Raw genomic sequence first — 20,569 nt, forward strand, 5'->3', positions numbered from 1 at the left:
ATGATAGATTATATAGTTGTTGGATTTGGATTAGCCGGATTAGCTTTTGTAGAAGAGTTAAAGAAAAATGATAAGTTATTTGTAGTTTATGAAAACTATTCACAGAAATCCTCTAGAGTTGCAGGAGGATTGTATAATCCTGTAATTCTTAAACGATTTACAGCTGCTTGGCTTGCTTCAGAGCAGTTGGAACTAGCACTACCCTTTTATAAAAATATACAAGATAAACTTGGAGAAGCCTTAGTGTCTGAACTTCCCGTTTTGAGAAGATTCAATAATATTGAGGAGCAAAATTTATGGTTCGAAGCTTGTGACAAGCCTGTTTTAGAAACTTTTCTTTCTTCGGACTTAATACGAAATGAAAATGAAGCGTTAGATATACCTTTTCAATATGGAAGCGTTAAGGGAACTGGTAAAATTGATATTAAAAAGATGCTGTCTCTATATGTTTTAGATTTGAAAAAAAAAGAATTACTAATAAATGAATCTTTGGAGTACGATGAATTAGTAACTGAAACTGATTTTATAGAATATAAAGGTTTACGAGCTAAGAATATTGTTTTTGCCGAAGGTTTTGGTGTTAGAAGTAATCCTTTTTTTAATTATTTGCCATTACAAGGGAATAAAGGAGAGTACATTATAATTAAATGTAAAGGTCTGCAATTGAAAGAAGCAGTGAAATCGTCTATATTCATTATTCCACTTGGCGACGATTTGTATAAGGTAGGCGCTACTTATAATAACCAGGACAAAACACCGAATATTACTGAATCTGCAAGAGAACAGTTACAGATGAAACTAGAACGTTTCCTGAAAATCGATTATGAAGTAGTTGATCAGGTTGCCGGAATTAGACCGACTATCAGGGACAGAAGACCATTGATTGGAACACATCCTGAATATAAAAGTATGCATATTATCAATGGATTAGGAAGTAGAGGGATATTAATTGGTCCTTATGTGGCAAACAAACTCTATAATTTTATAGAGAATAATGGATCTTTAGAAAAGGAAATTGATATCAAACGTTTTGAAAATTTACGATAGGTTTTTCTTTTTTCCGTAGTGCATAAAGATATTGATCCAGATGTTTCTGGATAATCGAAGAATTACAGGAAAAAACACCAATAGAGTGCCTACTATTACAAAAAAGGTATTTAATAGATTTAATTTCAGAAAAAGGTTTCCAATTACAAAAGCTGCAACTGCGAAAGCAATACCCACTCCATAGCTTACATACATAGCGCCATAAAAAAAAGAAGGTTCTATCTTATATTTAGTATTACAATGACTGCAACGCTCGTGCATCTGAAAAACTTTCCCTAATTTATATGGATTCGGTTCCTTGTACATACTTTCATTTTGACAAACAGGGCATGTACCTGTGAAAACGCTGAAGATTTTAGTTCCTTTTAAGAAGCTCATAGTACTTTTATTCTAACGCAAAATTAGTCATCTTTGCAGAAAATATTCAAAAGCTGATGTTAAACATACATAACCTTTCAATTTCATTTGGAGGAGAATATCTTTTCGAAGAAATAGCCTTTAGATTAAATGCAGGAGACCGAGTAGGACTAGTTGGAAAAAATGGCGCAGGAAAATCTACTATGCTCAAAATTTTATCCAAAGAACAAGAGCCGGATTCAGGTCAGATTGCTATGGATAAGGAACTAAGAATCGGTTTTCTAAAACAAGATATAGATTTTGTTATAGGGAGAACCGTGCTAGAGGAATCCTATGAAGCCTTTACAGAAATAAAAAAGATAGAGAGAGAAATTGATGAGATTAATGCACAACTTGCTGAACGCACGGATTATGAAAGTGAGAGCTATAATCAGCTGATAACAGATTTAAGTGATCATACGCATCAATATGAGATTCTTGGAGGGTATAACTATCAAGGGGAAACAGAACGGGTATTACAAGGATTAGGATTTGTTAGAGAAGATTTCGATAAGCTTACAGATACTTTTTCAGGAGGTTGGCGAATGAGAATAGAACTGGCGAAATTATTATTACAGAATAATGATGTTCTTTTATTAGATGAGCCAACTAACCATTTGGATATAGAATCTATCATATGGCTAGAGAGTTTTTTAAAAAACTATACTGGAGTTGTGGTTATCGTTTCTCACGATAAAATGTTTCTAGATAATGTAACCAATAGGACAATAGAAATATCATTAGGAAGGATTTACGATTATAATAAGCCATATTCTAAATATTTAGTACTTCGAAAGGAATTACGTGAACAACAATTAGCTACACAAAAAAATCAATCTAAGCAAATTGAACAAACCGAAAAACTGATCGAAAAATTTAGAGCCAAAGCATCTAAAGCTTCCATGGCCCAATCTCTCATTAAAAAATTAGATAAAGTAGAACGTATTGAAGTTGATGAGGATGATAATGCTGTAATGAATATTAGTTTTCCGGTAAGCGTACAACCAGGAAAAGTTGTTATTGAAGCGGAAGAAGTAGGTAAGAATTATGGAGAAAAAGAGATTTTAAATGATATTAATTTATTAGTAGAACGCGGTTCAAAGACAGCTTTCGTGGGGCAGAATGGACAAGGAAAGTCTACATTGGCTAAAATCATTATTGATGAAATATCATATAGTGGGAATTTAAAACTAGGCCATAATGTACAGATAGGATATTTTGCACAGAATCAATCAGAATATCTGGATGGTGATATAACTATTCACGATACAATGATCAATGCGGCAAACGAAAAGACACGAAGTAAAGTTCGAGATATGTTAGGAGCATTCTTGTTTAGAGGTGATGAAGTTGATAAAAAGGTAAAAGTTCTTTCAGGGGGTGAGCGTAACCGATTGGCATTGTGTAAAATGCTTTTAGAGCCTTTTAATGTATTGGTAATGGATGAACCGACAAATCATTTAGATATTAAGTCAAAAAATATTCTAAAAGAAGCATTAAAAAGTTTTGAAGGGACATTGATTTTGGTATCACACGATCGAGATTTTCTACAAGGATTGACAAATACTGTATATGAGTTTAAGAATAAACAGATTAAAGAATATCTTGGAGATATAGATTATTATTTAGAACAGAGACGAGTAGATAATCTTCGGGATATAGAAAAGAAAGATAAACAAGTCAAGTTAACTACAGATACCAAAGAAACTGCAAAACAATCATACGAGAATCAAAAGAAGCTGAAATCACTTAATAATAAGTTGAGTAATGTAGAATCGAAGATCAATAAGATAGAAAGAGAGATCAAAGAAATAGATGTAGAATTGGCAATCAATTATGATCAGACAATTTCAGCGCCAGATTTTTTCGATAAGTACCAAGCAAAAAAAGACAAATTAGCCTCCTTGATGGAAAGTTGGGAAGCTTTACAAGAAGAAATCGATACATTATCTTAATTCTTGTTTTAGATATAATATTATAAAATTATTCAAAAAATAGAGGGGTATATTAAGACTTTTATATTGTAACGTATCGATTTTTGAAGATCCTTGAATTAGAGTATGTTACCTAAATGTTAAGATCAAACAAATCGTATACTTGAGAATAATTTTTATCGTTAGTTTCATGTACAACTGAATATTTATAGATATTTTTGTACCCGTAAATTAAATTATACAATGTATGAATGATACAAAAGCCATCGATTTAAATGCTCACGCGCTATCTTGGGTTGGAAAGATTCATTATGATTTTGGGTTTTTAGTTCAGAAAGCCTTTGGTGAAAATGGGTTAGATTTATCCAAAGAGCAATGGAGCGTTCTTAAGCGTTTGAATGTGAAAGATGGACAACCACAAAATGATTTGGCTTTTATTACCCATAGAGATAAGACTTCTATGACCAGATTGGTAAATACCATGGAAAGCAAAAATCTTGTGGTGAGAAAAAGTGATGAGAACGATAGAAGAGTAAATAGAATTTTCCTTACGGATTATGGAAAAGAAGTGATTGAGAAGGTAACTCCGATTATGTATGACCTAATTCCGGCAGTACAGGAAAGTCTAAGCAATGAAGAAATTGAAAACCTGATCAGTACACTTAAAAAGATTAAAGATAAAATTGCTGAAATAGCAGATTAATAAAATAATCATAAATTTTTTTAAAAGACATCTAATCATTTTAGATGTCTTTTTTAGTTTAAGGAGTTGAATTTATTTTATGAGTTCTTTAACTGCAACACACGTTCGTTGTTGATAGTTTTGTGTGGCTTTTTAGATTAAAAGTTTAAACAAACGATTGTGTATGAGAAATGTAATACTTTCTATCCTTGGATTATTACTTATTGCTGGAGCTTTATTTGGAGCAAAAAAACTTATTGATAGTAAAACTAGAGTTAAACCAAGATCTGCCAAGGTGATTAAAACCGTTTTTGTAGACACCATTAAAAATGGGACGGTTCCAATTAAGATTAATGCTAATGGTAATTTAACTGCAAAAAGAAGATTAGAGTTATTTTCTGAAGTACAAGGTGTATTTAGAGGAGGTGCTAAATTATTTAAGACTGGCCAGCAGTATCAAAAAGGCCAAACATTGATTAGAATTGATGCTTCAGAATATTATGCTTCTGTACAATCTGCTAAAAGTAATTTATATAATTTGATTACTTCTATAATGCCCGATTTACGCTTGGATTATCCTGAGATCTTTGATAAATGGCAAAACTATCTTTCCAATTTTGATATTAATAAAGTAACACCCGAACTTCCCGAGACTAATTCAGAAAAAGAAAAATATTTTATTACAGGTCGAAATATCTACACAACATACTATAATGTAAAAAATCTAGAACAACGTTTGTCTAAGTATAGAATTTCTGCACCGTTTTCTGGAGTACTTACAGAAGCTTTAGTTACAGAAGGAACACTTATTCGTCAAGGACAAAAACTAGGAGAGTTTATAGATACAAGCGCTTATGAGATTGAAGTAGCTATAGGAAAGGAATATTCAGATTTATTAAAGATAGGAGAATCTGTAGTGCTTTCAGATCTTAATACATCCAAAACATATACAGGTATTGTAACCCGAATAAATGGTAGGGTAGATCAAGCTACACAAACTATCACTACTTTTATTGAAGTCAAAGATCCGTCATTAAAAGAAGGAATGTATCTGGAGGCTAACCTGAATGCCAGAAAAGCTGAGAACGCTATAGAGATTGATCGTAATTTACTTCAGGATGGAGATAGAATTTTTGTGGTTAGAGATAGTATCTTGGATATGATTGATGTAAACCCTGTTTATTTTTCTGACAAGAAAGTCATTCTTAAAGGAATTCCAGATGGAGATGTAATCCTAAACAAACCAGTCCCTGGAGCGTATGCCGGAATGCTGGTAAAAATATACAAAAGTAAAGGAAGAAAATCATCAACTGCTGATAGTAAGATGAGTAATGCTAATTCAAAACAGTAGTTATGCGTAAGATTATTTCTTATTTTATTAGATACCACGTTGCTGTAGATGTAATTGTCATTGCTTTTATTGCATTTGGAATATTCGGTGCACTCTCGCTCAAGTCATCGTTTTTTCCACTTACAGATTCTAAAAATATCAATATAAGTGTTGTCTACCCTGGAGCTTCTCCATTAGAGATCGAAGAAGGTATTATACTGAAGGTAGAAGATAACCTTAAAGGTCTGGAAGGAGTAGAACGTGTGACTTCAACTTCGAGAGAAAATAGTGGAAATATCAATGTCGAAATCGAAAAAGGAAAAGATATTGACTTTATGTTGCTCGAAGTTAAAAATGCGGTAGATAGAGTGCCTTCATTTCCTACGGGAATGGAACCTATCGTAACCTCTAAACAGGAAGCGATTAGACCTACGATAGATTTTGCTATAAGTGGTACTGATATACCTTTGGTTACTTTAAAACAGATTGCTAGGCAGATTGAGAATGATCTTAGAGCAATAGACGGAATCTCTCAGATTACGATTAGTGGATATCCTGATGAAGAAATCGAAATCGCGGTAAACGAAAATAATTTGTTAGCCTTCAGTCTTAGTTTTAGTGAAGTGGCCCAAGCAGTAAACCGAGCCAATATATTAACTACGGGAGGTACTATTAAGACCAATACTGAAGAATACCTTATTCGTGCAAATAACAGATCGTATTACGCGAATGAACTTTCTAACTTGATTATACGTGCAGATGCATCTGGGCGTACGATAAGACTTAAAGATGTTGCAGAAATTAGAGATCGTTTCTCAGAATCGCCTAATGCGACTTATTTTAATGGAAACCTTTCTGTTAATGTTCAGATAACAAGTACTAATACAGAAGATCTGATTTCTTCAGCAGAAAAGACCAAAGAATATATAGAGGAATTTAATCAGAAGTATAATAATGTCCAGCTTAATGTAATTAGTGATCGTTCTATTACGTTAGTACAGCGTACCAAATTGCTTACGGAAAATGCAATTATCGGGATGATACTTGTACTGGTATTCTTATCGTTGTTTTTAAATACCCGTTTGGCATTTTGGGTAGCGTTCGGATTACCGATTGCCTTTTTAGGTATGTTTGTATTAGCCGGATATTTTAATGTAACCATTAATGTATTATCACTCTTTGGGATGATTATTGTAATCGGTATTCTTGTAGATGATGGTATTGTAATTGCCGAAAATATTTATCAGCATTACGAAAAAGGGAAAAGTCCTATCCAAGCTGCGATTGATGGAACTATGGAGGTAATTCCTCCAATAGTCTCTGCAATTTTGACTACGATAATAGCTTTTGGGATCTTCTTATTTTTAGATGGCCGTATTGGTGATTTTTTTGGAGAAGTATCCGTAATAGTAATTCTTACTCTTGGAGTGTCATTGATAGAAGCACTAATTATTCTTCCTGCTCATTTAGCGCATTCTAAAGCTTTGAAGTCTGAGGATAAAAGACCTAAAACAGGGATAGGGAAGTTGTTTTCTAAGCTTCGTTATGTCAATACTTTTGGAGATAAAATCATGAGATGGCTTCGTGATAATGTGTATAGTCCTACACTTAGTTTTTCACTAAAGAATAAACTTTTTACTTTTTCCATATTTATAGTGATACTGATCCTTACAATAGGAAGTGTTGGTGGAGGAATTGTAAGAACTGCGTTTTTTCCTCGTATTGCCAGTGATGTCATTTCTATCGACCTTGGTATGCCTAACGGTACAAATGAAAAAATAACAGATTCTATTATTTCTATGATAGAAGAAAAAGCTTGGCTTGTTAATAAAGAGCTAAGCGAAGAATTTTTAGTTGGTGAAGATTATGAAGGAAAGCAGTTATTCGAAAATGTAATCAGAAGTGTAAACTCATCTTCTAATGCTTCTCTACGTATTAATATGTTACCAGGACAAGAAAGACCAAATGAGGTAAACTCTGGTTTGGTTGCGAACCGAATACGAGAAAAAGTGGGTCCTGTTTTTGGGACTGAACGATTAATTTTTGGATCTGGTGGTAATTTTGGAGGAAGTCCGGTTTCTGTTTCGTTATTAGGAAGTAATATTCAAGAATTAAAAGCGGCAAAAGCAGAGTTTAAAACAGTTCTGGAAAATGATTCTAGGCTGAAGGATGTTGCAGATAATGATCCTGCGGGTATAAAGGAGATTCGACTAGAACTAAAAGAAAATGCATATGCCCTAGGTCTTAATTTGCAAGACGTAATGTCGCAGGTAAGAGGAGGGTTTTTTGGAGTTCAGGCGCAACGGTTCCAAAGAGGTCAGGATGAGATACGTGTTTGGGTGCGTTATGATAGAGAAAACAGATCTTCCATTCTGGATCTCGATAATATGAGAATTTCTACCTCAAACGGCGAAAGGATACCGATCAGTGAGATTGTTGATTATTCAATTGAACGCGGGGATGTATCAGTTAATCACCTTGATGGAAGAAGAGAGGTTCAGATTTCTGCGGATTTAAAAAACCCTGAGACTACCAGCTCTACGGATGTGTTAGAAGAAATCCGCACGATAATTATGCCTGAGATTATTGCTAAATACCCTACAGTAACACCCTCATATGAAGGTCAGAATCGTGAAGCTGGAAAATTTCTTGGGTCTTTAGGTCCTGTTGGTCTCACTGCATTAGCTTTAATTTATATTACGATTGCATTTACTTTTAGAAGTTATAGCCAACCATTGTTGCTTTTACTTCTTATTCCATTGAGTCTTCCTGCTGTTGCATTTGGACATTGGATTCACGGATTTCCTATCAATATATTATCACTATTAGGGATTATTGCACTGATTGGTATTATGGTAAACGATGGATTGGTGCTCATAGGTAAGTTTAATAGTAACCTACGATCTGGAATGACATTTGACAGCGCTATTTACGAAGCAGGAAAATCTCGTTTTAGAGCAATTTTTCTAACTTCTTTAACTACTATCGCAGGATTGGCACCATTAATTTTTGAAGAAAGTCGTCAGGCAAAATTCTTGATCCCCATGGCAATTTCTATAGCATACGGAATTGGATTTGCTACAGTACTTACCTTGTTAGTATTGCCACTGTTTTTATCGTTTAGTAATAAACTAAAAGTAGGAACTAAGTGGTTGGCCACAGGAAATAAAATTACCAAAGAAGAAGTAGAACGTGCTATAAAAGAACAAAAAGAGGAACATGAATTACAAGCATAGATATATAGCAGGATTACTCTTGCTTTTGTTTATGGCTGGCGGCAACGTTTTTGCCCAAAAGCTAACAAAACAAGAAGCTATTCGGTTGACATTAGAAAACAATTACGGAATTCTAATAGCCACCAATAATATCGAGGCCGCTAATAATAATAAAGCAATATTAAACTCAGGGTATTTGCCAAGTATAACTGGTACTGCTTCAGCTGTTTATAATAAAGATAATATAGAAGCCCAGTTTTCTAACGGAGAAACTAACATTTTGGATGGAGCTGAAAGTGACCGTTATAATGCTGCTCTAAATCTTAATTATACATTATTCGATGGGTTAGGACGATTTTATAATTATAAAAGATTAAAAGAGCAATATAATCTAACTGAATTACAAACACGTGAAACTATAGAGAATACGATTCTCCAGCTTTTTACTGTTTATTTTGAAACTGCTAGGTTGACGGAAAATGATCAAATTTTACGAGAAACTTTACAGATTTCAAGAGAAAGAATTACTCGAGCTAATTATCAGTTTGAGTATGGTCAAAATACGAAATTAGAGGTTTTAAATGCCGAGGTCGACGTAGCCAACGACAGTATTAATTTGATTAATACAGAACAACAGCTTATCAACACTAAGCGAGATTTGAATTTACTTATGAATCAAGACCTGACTAAAAATTTAAAGGTGGATACCACAACTAATTTTATAAGTAGATTACAAATAAATAGTTTTATAGAAAAATCTATAAAAAATAATGTGAGGATTTTAAGAAATAAGAGTAATGTAAAAATTAATGATTATGATTTAAAAGTTAGTAAATCTGGTTACTTACCGACTATTGGCCTGACAGGAACTTATGGTTGGAATAAAAATAATAATAACGCTGCGTCATTTTTGAGCACATTGACCTCTACAGGTCTTTCGGCTACTTTTAATCTTACTTGGAATTTATTTGATGGTGGACGAACGATTACCCAAATCAAGAATGCTAGAATAACGTTGGAAAATCAGGAAATTTTACAAAAACAAATAGAACAGGAAGTAAAGCGTGACATCGCTAATGCTTTGGGGAATTATGAAAATCGTTTAAAAGTGTATGAGATTCAACAGCAAAATGTTCTTACTAATCAAAACAATTTTGATCGATCCAAAGAACGATTTAATCTGGGACAGATTACCTCTATAGAATTTAGACAAGCTCAAATTAACCTTATACAGGCGCAAACTAATAAGACATTGGCTAAATACGATGCAAAGCTAGCCGAGTTGCAATTGCTACAACTCACAGGTCAGTTGTTAAATATTGAATTTTAGTTTATATGTTCGAACATTTTTTTCAATGTCCTTATTGTTGGGAAGAGATATCCATGTTATTAGATGTTTCTGTTTCTAATCAAGAATATGTAGAAGATTGTGAAGTCTGTTGTAACCCTATTATGGTAAAGCCAAAATTCGAAGATCAGGAACTAGTTTCTTTTGAGGCCTTAAGTATTGAACAATAATTACTTTTGCAACTAGTATAAGACCTGACAGGTTTCCAAAACCTGTCAGGTCTAAAATATTTATATATTATTAACTAACCAATCTCCAACTTCACTGGTTTTGTAGGCTTTTTGCTCTCCAGCTAAATCTTCGGTAACAATCCCTTCGTTTAAAGATCTATCTACAATATTTCTGATAGTTTGTGCTTCTTCGTTAAGCCCAAACGAAGTTTCGAACATCATGGCTGCAGATAATACTGTTGCCAATGGGTTAGCAATATCTTTTCCTGCGGCTTGTGGGTATGATCCGTGGATAGGTTCGAATAAAGCTGTTTTTTCTCCAAGAGATGCAGACGGCATAAGTCCCATAGATCCAGATATAACAGAAGCCTCATCTGTAAGGATGTCTCCAAATAAATTCTCAGTAATCAAAACATCATAAGAATTAGGCCATTGAACCAATCGCATTGCTACAGCATCTACGAATTCATAACTTACTTCAACTTCTGGATAGTCTTTTTCCATAGCCTGTACCGTTTCTCTCCATAAACGAGAAGATTCCAGTACATTGGCTTTATCAACACAGCATAGTTTTTTACTACGCGTCATCGCCATTTCGAATCCTTTTTTCGCTAAGCGAGTAACTTCTGCACGTGTATAGGTACATGTGTCATAAGCAGTGTTTCCATTATCTTCTCTTCCTCTTTTCCCAAAATAAATACCGCTTGTTAATTCACGAAGAAAAACTAAATCGGTTCCTTCTATTCGTTCTTGTTTTAACGGAGATTTGTCAATCAATGAAGGAAACGTGAAGGTTGGCCTTACATTGGCAAATAACCCTAACTTCTGACGCATTTTCAGCAATCCCTGCTCTGGGCGAACCTTTGCAGAAGGATCATTATCAAATCTAGGATGACCGATTGCTCCAAATAATACCGCATCTGCATTTACACAAATTTTGTGAGTTTCATCGGGATAAGGTTCTCCTACAGCATCAATGGCAGCAGCTCCTGTTAATGCGGAGGTCCAATTGATTTTATGCTCATACTTTTTTGCAACTGCATCGCAAACTTTTACAGCTTGATCTATAACTTCCGGTCCAATACCGTCTCCGGCTAGTAGTGCTATGTTTAATTCCATATAATTTATTTATACTCAATAGTTTTATCAAACTGAGCTTGTCGAAGTTTATTTTTTTTTGAATTGTCTTCGACAAGCCCAGACTGCCAATTCAAAAATTTACTTTTTATAACTCAATAATGTTAAGCATTTTTTCTGTTGCCTTAATTGCGGAAACCGTTTGATCAGAATCTAATCCTCTGGTTACAAATTCCTTTTCCTTAGTTTTCCAGGTAATTACAGTTTCGCATAGTGCATCAGAATTACTTCCCGGAGGAATCCGAACTGCATAATCAATAAGCTTAGGCAGAGTCTTGTCTTTTTGTTGATATACTTTACCTAATGCATTCATAAATGCATCATATTGCCCATCACCTTGTGCGTGTTGTTCTATGACTTCATCATCCATTTTGATAGCTAGTGTTGCAGAAGGTTTTAAACCTTTTGCATGAGTTAAGGCATAGGATTTAATTTTCACCTTGTCTTTATACAATTTGCTATCTAATACATCCGATATGATGTACGGTAAATCTTCCTGAGTTACGACTTCTTTTTTATCACCGAGTTTAATGATTTTTTGGGTGACTTTTTTAATATCTTCTGGACTTAATTTTAATCCTAATTCCTGAAGGTTTTTTTCGATATTAGCTTTACCCGAAGTTTTTCCTAAAGCATACTTTCGTTTTCGTCCAAAACGTTCTGGCATCAAATCATTAAAATACAGATTGTGTTTGTTATCCCCATCTGCATGGATTCCAGCGGTTTGTGTAAATACGTTGTCACCTACTATAGGTTTGTTAGCAGGGATTTTAAATCCAGAAAAAGTTTCTACAAGCTTACTAACTTTATACAAGGCAGATTCTTTTACATTAATGCTAACTTCTGGAAGATAATCGTTAATCACTGCTACTACACTTGCCAGAGGAGCATTTCCGGCACGCTCTCCCATACCATTCATAGTGAGATGTAGGCCATTAACTCCAGCTTTAACTCCTTCGATGGCATTGGCAACTCCTAGATCATAATCGTTATGTGCGTGAAAGTCGAAATGTAAGTTAGGATATTTATCTCGTAAAGCGGATAAATAAGTATATGCCTCAGAAGGAATAAGAACCCCTAAGGTATCAGGTAACAAAATTCTTTTTATTGGTTGTGTTGACAAGAAATCAAGAAATTGATATACATACTCAGAGGAGTTGCGCATACCATTACTCCAGTCTTCTAAATATACATTAGTGATGATTCCTTCCTGAGTTGCTTGTTTAAAAGTAGCTGCAATGTCTTCAAAATGCTGTTCGGGAGTTTTTTTTAACTGATATGTAAGATGATTTAGAGATCCTTTGGTCAGAAGATTCTGAACTTTGGCACCCGTGTCTTTCATCCATTGTAAAGATTTACCACCATCTACGAAGGTTAGTATTTCTACTTGATCAATATATCCATTTTCATTAGCCCACTCAATAATATTTTTAACTGCTTCAAACTCACCTTCAGATACACGAGCAGATGCTACTTCGATACGATCTACATTCAATTCTTCGATAAGAAGACGTGCGATCGTCAGTTTTTCCGAAGCAGAAAACGATATCCCAGAGGTTTGTTCACCATCTCGGAGTGTAGTATCCATGATTTCTATTGATCGTTTACTCATATTTCTTTCTTTCTAAAACCTGACAGGCTTTATTATCTTTTGCGTTAAGGATAGAAGTGACATCCTTTTTTATGTCAGTTCGAGTGTCTCGAACTTGCTTCGGGATCTATCGAGAACAAGTAAAAAAGATATAGCGGATAGCCTGACCGCCTATGCGGAAACGCTCTAATTTATATCTTTAAAAAGGACGCGTAGTTGCAAATTCCTGAATTTCTGATTTCATTTTGGTCAGATAATCAATATCATCATATCCGTTCAACATGTTCTCTTTTTTGTAGCTATTAATATCAAAGGATTCCGACTCGCCAGAAGCTTTGATGGTAATCGTTTGCTGAGGTAAGTTTACTTCAATTTCTGTATTATGATTTGCCTCAATAGCTTTGAATATTTTTTCTAAAAATTCAGGACTTACCTGTACTGGTAAAACGCCAATGTTAAGGCAATTTCCTCTGAAGATGTCAGCAAAAAAACTAGAAACCACACATCTGAAACCGTAATCATATACTGCCCAAGCTGCGTGTTCACGAGAAGATCCAGATCCAAAATTTTTGCCACCCACAAGGATTTTACCACTGTAGGTTGGGTTGTTTAATACAAAATCTTCTTTTGGAGTATTATCATTATGATATCTCCAGTCTCTAAAAAGGTTATCTCCAAATCCTTTACGTTCTGTTGCTTTTAGAAAACGTGCAGGAATAATCTGATCAGTATCTACATTTTCTATGGGTAATGGTACTGCTGAAGAAGTTAGTATGTTAAATTTATCGTATGCCATTTTATAAGTATGAATTACGAATTACGATTTACCAATATGTTTAATACACCTGAAAATTGTAAATTCGGGATTATTTTTTTTATGCCAATGTTTTTTCTTTAAGTAATGTCCTAGGATCAGTCACTACTCCGGTCACTGCAGTTGCTGCTGCTACTAGTGGGCTTGCTAGTAAAGTCCTTGATCCAGGTCCTTGTCTTCCTTCAAAATTTCTGTTGGAGGTACTTACTGCTAGCTTTCCTGCAGGTATTTTATCAGCGTTCATGGCCAAACAGGCAGAACATCCAGGTTCTCTTAGTGTAAACCCTGCTTCCGTTATGATATCTAGGATCCCTTCTTCTTTGATTAATCCTTCTACCTCATGTGATCCTGGAACTAACCAAGCAGTTATGTTTTCTGCTTTCTTTTTTCCTTTTACGATAGAAGCAAAGGCTCTAAAATCTTCAATTCTACCATTTGTACAACTTCCTAAAAACACATAATCTACTGGCTTGCCAATCATCGCATCTCCTTCATTAAAATCCATATATCCTAAGGATTTTTTATAAGTAGCAACACCACCTTCTACTTTGGATGCATCAGGAATATTATTAGTAATGCCAATTCCCATTCCTGGATTGGTACCATAGGTAATCATCGGTTCTATATCGGCACCATTAAAAGTAAGTTCTTTATCAAAAACGGCATCTTCGTCTGTTTTTAGAGTTTGCCAATATTCCATTGCTGTATCCCAAGCTGCACCTTTTGGAGTTAAAGGTCTACCTTTTATATAGTCGAATGTTTTTTCATCTGGAGCAATCATTCCGCCCCTAGCGCCCATTTCTATACTAAGGTTACAAACGGTCATTCGACCTTCCATTGTCATATTTCTAAATACATCCCCAGCATACTCTACAAAGTATCCTGTAGCACCAGAAGTTGATAGTTGAGAAATGATATATAATGCGACGTCTTTTGGTGTTACTCCAAAACCAAGCTCACCCTTAACGTTAATTCGCATCTTCTTTGGCTTAGGTTGCATGATACATTGCGTAGATAATACCATTTCTACCTCAGAAGTTCCTATTCCAAAAGCAATAGCACCAAAGGCTCCGTGTGTAGAGGTATGTGAATCTCCGCAAACAATAGTTGCTCCAGGCAACGTAATACCATTTTCCGGTCCGACTACATGGACGATACCATTTTTTTGATGTCCTAATCCCCAATGCGAAATTCCCCAAGCCGCAGCATTTTCTTCTAGTGCTTTTAGTTGGTTTGCGGATAAAGGGTCTTCTACGGGTAAATGTTGATTGATGGTCGGCGTATTATGATCTGCAGTAGCAAACGTACGTTCTGGGTATAGAACGGTGTTTCCTCGACTCTTTAGTCCTAAAAAAGCTACAGGACTAGTCACTTCGTGAATGAAATGACGATCAATAAAAAATACATCAGGTCCATTTTCTATGTTACGTACTACATGTGAATCCCACACTTTGTCAAATAATGTCTTACTCATTTTATGATCTATATTTATGATGCCTTGCGCATTTTCTTATTAAAATGTTAAAAAGGAGGTAAATTTACGAGTTACGGAAGATATCAACTAATAAAACAATAAAGAGAGGAGTAGTTTTAAGTATATCTCAAAATTAGCTTTGATTTTAGATAATTTCATAAAAAAGATATGGATTTTAGGAAAAACCTTTATTTTTTATTTCAGTATATAATTTAAAATCAGATGGTAAGAATAGCAGGTTTAAAAAAAATGTTAGTTTTTGTTAAATATGCTTTGTAAAGCTAAAAAAGGTTGTATATTTGCCGTCCGCAAGGGATAATAAGTGGTTTGTCGAGCTCATAACTCGAAGTCTAGAAGACAAGTAAATTACTGATTATATATCGCGGGATAGAGCAGTAGGCAGCTCGTCGGGCTCATAACCCGAAGGTCACTGGTTCGAGTCCAGTTCCCGCTACAACAGATAACCTCTTCATTTTGAAGGGGTTATTTTTGTTTGTAGACATTTCTTGTGACCAAAAAAGTATTAATTTATAGGAATCAAGATCAATTGTTATGTTTATGTAAATATTCTGGTTAGTCTGAATGGGAAGAATTCTACATTTTTACACCATAAAAATATACAACTAGTCTTTATGTTTTTGGATTTCTCTCTTCTAAAAGAATTCCTTTGATTTATATTTAATATGATTTAACACTTTTTTTGTATACTATACATAATCTAATCTGGCCATAATTTACAGTAAGAACAGGGTTTAATACCAAGATAATACTAAGTGGTTCCTTCTAATTTTGTTTGTCCATTAGCTAGTTTTGCTAACTTAAAAAAAGTAATCTTTTCAATTTGTTTACTATTAACAATTTGTGCCAGTCAAGTTCATAAAAAAACTGCCTGAAATCGATTTCAGACAGTTTTCGTCATAAATTGCTAATTGTAATTGATATAAAGCCCCTTAATTCTCTATATAATAATTAGCAATTTTTTTGATTATCAAATCAAGCAAAAGATAATCGTAGTATGATGTACAACATCAATCGGTAAAATACCAGTAGGCAATAGTTTGCCTATCTGTTATGATCTTTTTTATGTTCATATTTATATCGTTTAAACCAGCTTTTATCTACTGAGAATTTTTAATTTTTTGGCTTCATTGTTTTGAGTTTTTCCTTGATTATCAGATGGTTAGTTATTGTATCTCTTTTTCATAAGTAGTACTCATAAGCCAATTATATGATGGATTACCTTCTCATGATTCGTTTTACCGTATTTCCTTTATTTGTGAAAATATGTACTAAGTAGACCCCTGATCTGTATGATGACATTTCAATACTATTGTTATTAGTTTCTAGTATTTTTTGTCCTGTAATAGTGTATATAATTACTTTTTCAACCTCTCTCGAAATGAATAATTTATCTGAGGTTGGGTTTGGATATATTTCTAAACTTTCAATTTCATTCTCTTCAATATTTAGAAGAGCAGATACAGTTACTGTTCTGGTTACTTCTGCTGCGGTATTTCCTGCAGTATCCATTACATTGTAAGTTATCGTATAGGTTCCTTCTAAGGAGGTGTCTACTGGATTTACAGTAACAATATCTGCTGTAATATTACCATCCAAAGAGTCAAAAGCTGTTGCACCTGCATCTATATAAATTTCTCCTTGTGCTATTTCTATTGGATCATCTCCGATCAAAGTAATTATTGGTAAGGTAGTATCTACAACAATAACTTGTCTAGTGACTTCGGTTGCAGCATTTCCTGCAGAATTCGTTACATTATAGGTAATGTTATACACTCCGGGAATAGTGATGTCTACTGGATTTACGGTAACAATTGCTGTTGTGATGTCTCCATCTGCAGAATCACGTGCAGTTGCTCCTGTATCTGTGTAAATAGTTCCAGCTTCTACGGTAACGGTGGCATTACCTGATAGTGTTATTACAGGTACAGATGTATTTACTACTGTTACTTCTCTGGTTACTTCTACAGCATCATTATCTGCTGCATCACTTACATTATAGGTTACAGTATACACTCCTGGCACAGCAGTATTCACTGGATTTACAGTTACAATGTCTGCCGTGATATCACCATTAAAAGAATCAGAAGCAGTTGCGCCAGCATCTGAATACGTAGTTCCTGCTTCCACCATCACAGCTGCATTTCCTGTTAAACTAATCACAGGGATAGTTGTATCAGAAACGGTTACTTCTCTTGTTACTTGTATTGCATCATTTCCAGCTGCATCACTTACGTTATAGGTAACGGTATATACACCTGGAACATTGGTGTTGACTGGATTTACTGTTACAATGTCTGCAGTAATATCTCCATCAAAAGAATCACTTGCCGTTGCTCCGGTATCGGAATATGTAGTTCCTGCTTCTACAGTCACAGCGGCATCTCCAATTAAACTAATCACTGGGATGGTTGTATCAGAAACAGTTACTTCTCTGGTAACTTCTACAGCATCATTTCCAGCTGCATCACTTACGTTATAGGTTACTGTGTACAATCCTGGCACAGCAGTATTCACTGGATTTACTGTTACAATGTCTGCAGTAATATCTCCATCAAAAGAATCACTTGCCGTTGCTCCGGTATCGGAATATGTAGTTCCTGCTTCTACAGTCACAGCGGCATCTCCAATTAAACTAATCACTGGGATGGTTGTATCAGAAACAGTTACTTCTCTGGTAACTTCTACAGCATCATTTCCAGCTGCATCACTTACGTTATAGGTTACTGTGTACAATCCTGGCACAGCAGTATTCACTGGATTTACTGTTACAATGTCTGCAGTAATATCTCCATCAAAAGAATCACTTGCCGTTGCTCCGGTATCGGAATATGTAGTTCCTGCTTCTACAGTCACAGCGGCATCTCCAATTAAACTAATCACTGGGATGGTTGTATCAGAAACAGTTACTTCTCTGGTAACTTCTACAGCATCATTTCCAGCTGCATCGCTTACGTTATAAGTTACTGTATACACTCCTGGTACAGCAGTATTCACTGGATTTATAGTTACAATGTCTGCCGTGATATTACCATCAAAAGAATCACTTGCCGTTGCTCCAGCATCGGAATACGTAGTTCCTGCTTCCACAATCACAGCTGCATTTCCTGTTAAACTAATCACTGGGATAGTCGTATCAGAAACGGTTACTTCTCTTGCTACTTGTATCGCATCATTTCCAGCTGTATCGTTTACGTTATAGGTTACTGTATACACTCCTGGTACAGCAGTATTCACTGGATTTACTATAACAATGTCTGCAGTGATGTCTCCATCCAAAGAATCGCTTGCTGTAGCTCCAGCATCAGCGTAGGTGCTTCCTGCTTCGACAGTCACTGCCGCATCTCCTGTTAAACTAATTACAGGAACAGTTGTATCTACTACAGTTACTTCTCTAGTTACTTCTACTGCATCATTTCCAGCAGCATCATTTACGTTATAGGTAACCGTGTATACTCCAGGAATAGAAGTGTTTACTGGGTTTGCCGTAACAATAGCTGCTGTAATATCTCCATTTCTATCATCTAATGCAGTAGCTCCTGAATCAGCATAGGTAGTTGCAGCCTCTACTGTAACAGTAGCGTCTCCATTTAAAGAAATTACCGGTGAGGTAGTATCAGGAGTAGCTTCAGAAGAATCAAAGGTATCATTGGTAATTTGTACACCTGGGTTGTTTGTACAATCGGGCAATCCAAAAGTTGCAGGACCACAAGCGGTAAAGAACTGATCTAAAAATACAGTACCAGTTTCGAAAGCAACTGTTGGTTCTTCATTGATATCTTCATACTTAATTTTTATACTGAATAAATGTTTAGCAGTACTGGTTACATTATTTGCAGTAATGGTACCACTACTTAGTCCTTGTTGAAAGGAAGTAGACACTCTAGAATTTGTATTGTCATTAGCGATAAAAGACGAGTAAGCTGGGAAACTGCTATAGGTTTCTGCTAAGATAGCGCCATCAGGCTGTAAGTATTCAAAATTTCCACTGCCATCTATGTTTTCACCAAAAGCAGCGATATTGTAGGTGAAATAAATTTGTCCGGATCCTAGCTTGAAATCAGTAGAAGATTCGATATAAACATCAGCTTCATAAAAATCATCTGTTCCGTCATTGGTGTTTCTGGCATTCTGAAAGGTAAATGTTATGTCCTGCGCACTAACCACAGCGGTAAGAAGGAAACATATAATCAAAAAGGTAATTTTTTTCATCATTTTATAGGTTTAATATGTTCTAGCTATTTTGAAAATTGCTTAAAATTTGGGCAAACAGATCCCTATTAGCTGCGCTATGGGGAAAGGGTAAAGCGGAGTACTGCAGCTAATAAAAGGATACTATGTTGCCTGCGTTATCTCTTTGTTATTCTTTGATTAACTTGTAACTTTTCTGAGAGTTTTGAGTGTCTATTTTTACAAAGTATACACCAGTTTGTAGTTGTGAAATATTAATGGTGTTCTGTAATGGATGGCTAGGTAGCATTTGTACCAATTTGCCATTGATATCCGTAATATAAATATCAGTTTCAATATTGCCCAGTCCTTGTATTAAGAAATATTGTTGTGCTGGATTTGGATACAAACTAACTGCTGTAACATCTTGCTCTTCAATACTTAGGATTTGCAAGGAAGCACCACTAGAATCATACGTATCATGAACCAATTTTATACCAGGTAAGTTAGCGCAATCGGGAAACCCTGCCTTGGCACCTGTCTTAAGCATACTTCCGCATGCAGTAAAAAACTGATCCTGAAAAACTGATCCTTCCTCAAAAGCAACCAATGGATCTTTTGTAGCATCTATATACTTTAATTTTATATGCAATAGAGGTTTAGCAATAGTGGTAACATTTTCTTTGGTAATGGATTCAGCACTAACTCCTTGTTGAAAGGTAAACGATATACGATTATCAGTATTATCGTTTTGAATAAAACCTTGATATGCAGGAAGTATATAATTTTCCCCTAGGATATAACCAGATTCAGATGTATATGCTATTCGATTATTTCTGGAAATATTAGTTCCAAATGCCTCAGGATTGTAGGTTAGATAAATTTGTCCAGATCCTAATTTGAAAGCTTCAGAACTTTCGATCATAATATCAGCTTCATAATAATATTCACCATTATCAATTGTGTTTTGAACATTAGCAAAAGTAAAGTGAATATCTTGAGCACTAGTGACCAAGATGGTGAAAACAGATAGTATCAATGTAATCTGTTTTTTATATACGTTATTTGTTAATTTCATAGGTTATATATTAAGGGGTTTATAAAGTATGTATATGCTTTTTTTATTCATATAAACTTCAATGCAATAGTACATATGATGATTTGACAAACCAATAAAACAAGGGGTGCATATTGGGGTGCAAGCTCGTATCCCCTTGTTTTACAGGTGATTTTATTAATATGT

General features: G+C 34.9%; 14 protein-coding genes and 1 tRNA gene. 8 read left to right on the plus strand and 7 right to left on the minus strand.

Translation table 11 applies throughout. From position 1 onward, the window contains the following. Complete coding sequence (locus tag D1818_RS17530) at positions 1-1,047, plus strand: FAD-binding oxidoreductase (RefSeq protein ID WP_118460260.1); 1,047 nt, start codon at positions 1-3, stop codon at positions 1,045-1,047. On the opposite strand, the gene D1818_RS17535 is transcribed toward D1818_RS17530, so the two are convergent. Further along, positions 1,039-1,425, minus strand: a complete 387-nt coding sequence (locus D1818_RS17535; protein ID WP_118460261.1) for a DUF983 domain-containing protein — start codon at positions 1,423-1,425, stop codon at positions 1,039-1,041. The two genes, D1818_RS17530 and D1818_RS17535, sit on opposite strands and share 9 nt — an antisense overlap. A 56-nt stretch (positions 1,426-1,481) precedes the next feature. On the opposite strand from D1818_RS17535, the gene D1818_RS17540 reads away from it, so the two are divergent. The 6 genes from D1818_RS17540 to D1818_RS17565 all read left to right on the plus strand — a co-directional run bounded on the left by D1818_RS17540 (position 1,482) and on the right by D1818_RS17565 (position 10,122). Further along, entirely contained in the window at positions 1,482-3,398 is a 1,917-nt protein-coding gene (locus tag D1818_RS17540) for an ABC-F family ATP-binding cassette domain-containing protein (protein ID WP_118460262.1), read from the plus strand. 226 nt (positions 3,399-3,624) lie between these two features. Further along, complete coding sequence (locus tag D1818_RS17545) at positions 3,625-4,080, plus strand: MarR family winged helix-turn-helix transcriptional regulator (RefSeq protein ID WP_118460263.1); 456 nt, start codon at positions 3,625-3,627, stop codon at positions 4,078-4,080. A gap of 163 nt (positions 4,081-4,243) precedes the next feature. Next, a complete protein-coding gene (locus D1818_RS17550) occupies positions 4,244-5,410 on the plus strand; it encodes an efflux RND transporter periplasmic adaptor subunit (protein ID WP_118460264.1) in 1,167 nt (388 codons plus the stop codon). 2 nt (positions 5,411-5,412) lie between these two features. Continuing rightward, positions 5,413-8,625 (plus strand): efflux RND transporter permease subunit, encoded by a 3,213-nt coding sequence (locus D1818_RS17555; RefSeq protein WP_118460265.1) that lies wholly within the window; start codon positions 5,413-5,415, stop codon positions 8,623-8,625. Beyond that, a complete protein-coding gene (locus tag D1818_RS17560; RefSeq protein WP_118460266.1) occupies positions 8,609-9,934 on the plus strand; it encodes a TolC family protein in 1,326 nt (441 codons plus the stop codon). Before D1818_RS17555 ends, D1818_RS17560 begins: the two co-directional genes overlap by 17 nt. 5 nt (positions 9,935-9,939) lie before the next feature. Then, positions 9,940-10,122 (plus strand): CPXCG motif-containing cysteine-rich protein, encoded by a 183-nt coding sequence (locus tag D1818_RS17565; RefSeq protein ID WP_118460267.1) that lies wholly within the window; start codon positions 9,940-9,942, stop codon positions 10,120-10,122. A gap of 60 nt (positions 10,123-10,182) precedes the next feature. Here D1818_RS17565 and leuB read toward each other — a convergent pair whose 3' ends face one another. The 4 genes from leuB to leuC form a co-directional block, all read right to left on the minus strand. Beyond that, the gene (leuB, locus tag D1818_RS17570) at positions 10,183-11,241 is read right to left on the minus strand and encodes a 3-isopropylmalate dehydrogenase (RefSeq protein WP_118460268.1); all 1,059 of its coding nucleotides are present in this window, start codon (positions 11,239-11,241) and stop codon (positions 10,183-10,185) included. 106 nt (positions 11,242-11,347) lie between these two features. Beyond that, positions 11,348-12,871: an alpha-isopropylmalate synthase regulatory domain-containing protein gene (locus tag D1818_RS17575; protein ID WP_118460269.1), complete on the minus strand. Its 1,524-nt coding sequence runs from the start codon at positions 12,869-12,871 to the stop codon at positions 11,348-11,350. Between the two features lie 178 nt (positions 12,872-13,049). Then, positions 13,050-13,646 (minus strand): 3-isopropylmalate dehydratase small subunit, encoded by a 597-nt coding sequence (gene leuD / locus D1818_RS17580; RefSeq protein WP_118460270.1) that lies wholly within the window; start codon positions 13,644-13,646, stop codon positions 13,050-13,052. A 79-nt stretch (positions 13,647-13,725) separates the two neighbouring features. Then, the gene (gene leuC, locus D1818_RS17585) at positions 13,726-15,138 is read right to left on the minus strand and encodes a 3-isopropylmalate dehydratase large subunit (protein WP_118460271.1); all 1,413 of its coding nucleotides are present in this window, start codon (positions 15,136-15,138) and stop codon (positions 13,726-13,728) included. 381 nt (positions 15,139-15,519) lie between these two features. On the opposite strand from leuC, the gene D1818_RS17590 reads away from it, so the two are divergent. Beyond that, positions 15,520-15,592 (plus strand) — tRNA-Met (locus D1818_RS17590). A 782-nt stretch (positions 15,593-16,374) separates the two neighbouring features. Here the strand turns inward: D1818_RS17590 and D1818_RS17595 are convergent. Then, a complete protein-coding gene (locus D1818_RS17595; RefSeq protein ID WP_162897286.1) occupies positions 16,375-19,368 on the minus strand; it encodes an immunoglobulin-like domain-containing protein in 2,994 nt (997 codons plus the stop codon). A gap of 148 nt (positions 19,369-19,516) precedes the next feature. Next, complete coding sequence (locus D1818_RS17600) at positions 19,517-20,404, minus strand: T9SS type A sorting domain-containing protein (RefSeq protein ID WP_118460273.1); 888 nt, start codon at positions 20,402-20,404, stop codon at positions 19,517-19,519. Between the last annotated feature and the right edge of the window lie 165 nt (positions 20,405-20,569).

Source organism: Aquimarina sp. BL5, from assembly GCF_003443675.1.
In the GTDB taxonomy this organism is placed as follows: Bacteria; Bacteroidota; Bacteroidia; order Flavobacteriales; family Flavobacteriaceae; genus Aquimarina.

Excerpts from the sequence above, each read along its gene's own strand:
- D1818_RS17530 (WP_118460260.1), top strand. The coding sequence starts at position 1 with ATGATAGATTATATAGTTGTTGGATTTGGATTAGCCGGATTAGCTTTT.
- D1818_RS17535 (WP_118460261.1), bottom strand. The coding sequence starts at position 1,425 with ATGAGCTTCTTAAAAGGAACTAAAATCTTCAGCGTTTTCACAGGTACA.
- D1818_RS17540 (WP_118460262.1), top strand. The coding sequence starts at position 1,482 with ATGTTAAACATACATAACCTTTCAATTTCATTTGGAGGAGAATATCTT.
- D1818_RS17545 (WP_118460263.1), top strand. The coding sequence starts at position 3,625 with ATGAATGATACAAAAGCCATCGATTTAAATGCTCACGCGCTATCTTGG.
- D1818_RS17550 (WP_118460264.1), top strand. The coding sequence starts at position 4,244 with ATGAGAAATGTAATACTTTCTATCCTTGGATTATTACTTATTGCTGGA.
- D1818_RS17555 (WP_118460265.1), top strand. The coding sequence starts at position 5,413 with ATGCGTAAGATTATTTCTTATTTTATTAGATACCACGTTGCTGTAGAT.
- D1818_RS17560 (WP_118460266.1), top strand. The coding sequence starts at position 8,609 with ATGAATTACAAGCATAGATATATAGCAGGATTACTCTTGCTTTTGTTT.
- D1818_RS17565 (WP_118460267.1), top strand. The coding sequence starts at position 9,940 with ATGTTCGAACATTTTTTTCAATGTCCTTATTGTTGGGAAGAGATATCC.
- leuB (WP_118460268.1), bottom strand. The coding sequence starts at position 11,241 with ATGGAATTAAACATAGCACTACTAGCCGGAGACGGTATTGGACCGGAA.
- D1818_RS17575 (WP_118460269.1), bottom strand. The coding sequence starts at position 12,871 with ATGAGTAAACGATCAATAGAAATCATGGATACTACACTCCGAGATGGT.
- leuD (WP_118460270.1), bottom strand. The coding sequence starts at position 13,646 with ATGGCATACGATAAATTTAACATACTAACTTCTTCAGCAGTACCATTA.
- leuC (WP_118460271.1), bottom strand. The coding sequence starts at position 15,138 with ATGAGTAAGACATTATTTGACAAAGTGTGGGATTCACATGTAGTACGT.
- D1818_RS17595 (WP_162897286.1), bottom strand. The coding sequence starts at position 19,368 with ATGAAAAAAATTACCTTTTTGATTATATGTTTCCTTCTTACCGCTGTG.
- D1818_RS17600 (WP_118460273.1), bottom strand. The coding sequence starts at position 20,404 with ATGAAATTAACAAATAACGTATATAAAAAACAGATTACATTGATACTA.